Origin of the sequence: Microbacterium sp. BF1, assembly GCF_019279095.1 — a bacterium.
GTDB classification, from domain to species: domain Bacteria; phylum Actinomycetota; class Actinomycetes; order Actinomycetales; family Microbacteriaceae; genus Microbacterium; species Microbacterium maritypicum.
On the sequence record NZ_JAGYWT010000519.1, the window covers coordinates 1 to 1,674 of the forward strand.

At 67.4% G+C, this 1,674-nt stretch carries 2 protein-coding genes and 1 pseudogene; 1 reads left to right on the forward strand and 2 read right to left on the reverse strand.

All coding sequences use genetic code 11. From position 1 onward, the window contains the following. Positions 1–124 precede the first annotated feature (124 nt). A pseudogene (locus KZA10_RS14340) lies at positions 125–310 on the reverse strand (DnaJ domain-containing protein); the annotation flags it as partial. Between the two features lie 36 nt (positions 311–346). Continuing rightward, a complete protein-coding gene (hrcA, locus tag KZA10_RS14345) occupies positions 347–1,378 on the reverse strand; it encodes a heat-inducible transcriptional repressor HrcA (protein WP_055872396.1) in 1,032 nt (343 codons plus the stop codon). A 103-nt stretch (positions 1,379–1,481) separates the two neighbouring features. Between hrcA and KZA10_RS14350 the strand changes: the two genes are divergently transcribed. Beyond that, the coding region (locus tag KZA10_RS14350; protein WP_218683221.1) for a hypothetical protein at positions 1,482–1,674 on the forward strand (193 nt) is incomplete at its 3' end.

Genomic DNA, 1,674 nt, shown 5'->3' on the forward strand with positions numbered 1-1,674 from the left:
CGCCTCGAGGTCTCCGAGGCCCGAGAACATCCCGCCGACGAGCACGTTGACGTTGGTGATGCCTTTGAGCGGGTCGACGGGGTTACCGTTCTCATCCTGAATGGTCACGCCGTACATGACAGCAGCGTCGGCGGGAGTCGTCGTCGCTGAGCACGTCGTACGCGTGCGTGACGAGCTTGAACTTCTCCGCAGCGTCTTCTCCCGGGTTCACATCCGGGTGCAACTGCCGTGCGAGACGTCGGTACGCCTTCTTGATCTCGTCGGTGGAAGCGTCTCGGGACACCCCGAGAACCTCATAGTGGTCCGCCACGATCGCCTTTCTGCGTGTGTACTGTCGGCGACCGCGTCAGCGGCCGGCCTCGTCTTCATCGAGCATCCGCGACAGGTAGCGGGCCACGGCCCGCGCTGCGGCGAGATTGCTCGGGTAGTCCATGCGCGTCGGCCCCATCACGCCGACTCGCGCCGTGCCGCTGGGGGCGGCGTAGTTGCTGGCCACGATCGACGCCTCACCGAGGCCGAAGGGGGCGTTCTCGGTGCCGATGCTGGCCGCGAGACCGTGCTCGTCGGTCACCATCTCGCTCATCAGTCGCAGCAGCGTCACCTGCTCCTCGATCGCCTCGAGAAGCGGATGGATGCTCCCGCGGAAGTCCTGTTCCCGACGCGCGAGGGTGGCCGCCCCCGCCATCACCAGACGCTCCTGGCGGAATCCGCCGAGCTCGTCCACGACGACACCGGCGAGCGTGCGCAGCACCGCATCCTGGGGCTTCTCCTCGGCGGCCAGCAACGCCTGCAGACGGTCGGAGGCCTCGCCGATGCCCTGACCGGTGATCAACGCGGACAGTCGGGCGCGAAGCACCGCCATATCGGCGTCGTCGATCGCCTCCGGGAGGACGGCCATGCGCTGAGAGACTCCACCCGCATCCGTCACCAGCACGATGAGAAGCCGATTCGGCGCCAGCGCGACCAGCTCGACGTGCGTGACGTGCGCGCGCGCGAAGGAGGGGTATTGGGCGAGCGCGACCTGTCCTGTCAGCTGCGTGAGCACCCGCACCGTGCGGACCATCAGGTCATCGAGGTCGGCAGGCTCGCCGAGGAACGACTCGATCGCCGAGCGCTGAGCCGACGAGAGCGGTCGCAGCTGGGCGAGGTGATTCACGAACACCCGATAGCCCTTGTCGGTGGGCACGCGCCCTGACGAGGTGTGCGGAGCCGTGATGAGCTCTTCGTCCTCGAGCAGCGCCATGTCGTTGCGGATCGTCGCCGCGGAGACGCCGAAGGAGTGCCGGTCGACGATGGATCGGCTGCCGACGGGCTCGTGGGTCTCGACGTAGTCCTGCACGATCGCGCGGAGAACCTGGAGTCCTCGCTCTGTGACCATCACCCTTCCCTTCCGCTGGCACTCGGACGTTCAGAGTGCCAATCCTACCCCGTGCAGCTGCGGGTTCTCCGTACCTCGGGCGCACGACCCTAGGATGACGCTCATGCCCACCTCGCCCCAGGCCACCTTGTCGAGCGGCATCGTCCGCGGCACCGAGGAGGCCGGGATTGCCGTGCGGCAGGAACTCCGTCTGGCCGGGGTCGGGAGCGATGTCCCACAGTGCGTCCCAGCTGAAGGCGCCGGAGAAGACCGCCATCGCGGAGAAGACCAGGATGATGCCGATCGAGATGATCGAG